This window comes from Streptomyces hydrogenans, assembly GCF_014656075.1.
GTDB lineage: Bacteria > Actinomycetota > Actinomycetes > Streptomycetales > Streptomycetaceae > Streptomyces > Streptomyces hydrogenans.
This window is the reverse complement of sequence record NZ_BNBS01000279.1, coordinates 1-1,765: the sequence shown is the minus strand read 5'-3', so window position 1 is coordinate 1,765 and position 1,765 is coordinate 1. Positions and strand designations below refer to the sequence as shown.

Below are 1,765 nucleotides of genomic sequence, written 5' to 3'. Positions count from 1 at the left end.
GCGGGGTCCGCCGGGCCGGGCGCCGTCCCGGCGCCCGCTCCCCCGTCCCCGCTCACGCCCCCCCTCCACCGCCTCGTCCCGAAGGAACCGCGCATGACCGTCACCGCCCCCTCCGCCCCCGCCCGGCAGGTCCGGCCCGCCGAGGAGCGCCACGCCGCCGAACTGGCCTTCCTCGCCGCCCAGGACCCGGGCCCCCGTCCGCCCGGCTGGGCGCTCACCCCGCGTGCCGTCGTCACCTTCGTCTGCGGCAGCGCGGGCGTGGAGCTCGCGCTGCCCGAGCGGCGCGAGGGGCTGCCCGCGAAGCTCGCGATCAGTCCGAAGTTCGTCGGCGAGCGGGCCCTCGTGGAGCGCTGCGTCGTCACCCTGGCCGGGGAGCGCGGCCTGCTCCTGACCGGTGAGCCGGGCACCGCGAAGTCGATGCTGTCCGAACTGCTCGCCGCGGCCGTCTGCGGCACCAGTGCCCTCACCGTGCAGGGCACCGCCGGCACCACCGAGGACGCCTTCCGATACGGGTGGAACTACGCCCTGCTGCTCGCGCAGGGCCCCACGCCGCAGGCCCTGGTCGACTCCCCGGTGCTGTCCGCCATGCGCACCGGCCGGGTGGTGCGGGTCGAGGAGATCACCCGCTGTCTGCCCGAGGTGCAGGACGCGCTGGTGTCCCTGCTGTCCGACCGTCGGGTCACCGTCCCCGAACTGACCGCCACCGAGGACGCCGTGGTGAGCGCCGCGCCCGGCTTCACGGTGATCGCGACGGCCAACCTCCGGGACCGGGGCGTCTCCGAGATGTCGGCCGCGCTCAAGCGCCGTTTCAACTTCGAGACCGTGGACCCGATCGCGGACGCCGACGCGGAGGCGACCCTGATCCGGCGTCAGGCCGTCGCGGCGGTACGGCGGGCCGGTGCGGAGTTCGGCGTCGACGACGCCGTCCTGGACGCGCTCGTGACCGTCTTCCGCGACCTGCGCTCCGGCCGCTCCACCGAGGGCTGGGACGTGGAGCGGCCGGGCACGGTCATGTCCACCGCCGAGGCGGTCCAGGTGGCGGCCTCGCTGGGGCTGTCGGCCGCCTACCTGCCGGGCGGGGACGTCCTCGACCTGCTCCCGGGCCACCTCCTGGGCGTCGTCCGCAAGGACGACCCGGCCGACCACGCCCGCCTGCTCGGCTACTGGGACGGTCCGGTCCGCCGCCGTGCGGAGACCGGTTCGGCGATGTGGCGCCGCCTCTGGGACCTGCGCGGGAGCCTGCGGTGACCCTTCCCGACCCCCGGGCGGCCGTCGACGCGCTCGCCGCGTCGCGCACGCCGTACCTGCTGGGCGTGCGGCACCACAGTCCGGCGCTCGCCGCCGCGGTGCCCGCCCTCCTGGACGCGGCGGAGGCCGAGGTGGTCTGCGTAGAGCTCCCCGCCGACTTCCAGCCGTGGCTGGAGCACCTCGCCGACCCCGAGACGGTCGCGCCGGTCGCGCTGGCCGGGACGGGCGAGGGCGGGCGGCTGTCCTTCTACCCGTTCGCCGACTTCTCCCCGGAGCTGGCGGCGGTGCGGTGGGCCCGGGCCCGGGGCGCCGAGGTCGTCTGCTGCGACCTGCCCCTCGGCGACCCCGGCTGGTCCGGGACGGACGAGCGCGCGGAGGACGCCGGACCCGGTGCCGGGCCGGAGGGACCGGGGCGGCGGTCCTTCGCCGACGCCCTGGCCGCGGCGGGCACCGGCCGGGACGGGGACGACCTGTGGGACCGCGCCGTCGAGGTGCTCGCACCCGGCTGCGCGCCCGA

2 protein-coding genes are annotated in these 1,765 nt (G+C 77.3%); both read left to right on the top strand.

The genetic code is table 11. The annotated features are described in order from the left end of the window. The first annotated feature begins 93 nt into the window (after positions 1-93). Positions 94-1,248 (top strand): ATP-binding protein, encoded by a 1,155-nt coding sequence (locus IE321_RS41380; protein ID WP_043224372.1) that lies wholly within the window; start codon positions 94-96, stop codon positions 1,246-1,248. After that, a partial coding sequence (locus IE321_RS41375) for a DUF5682 family protein (RefSeq protein WP_229916876.1) occupies positions 1,245-1,765 on the top strand: 521 nt, incomplete at its 3' end. The genes IE321_RS41380 and IE321_RS41375, both read left to right, overlap by 4 nt.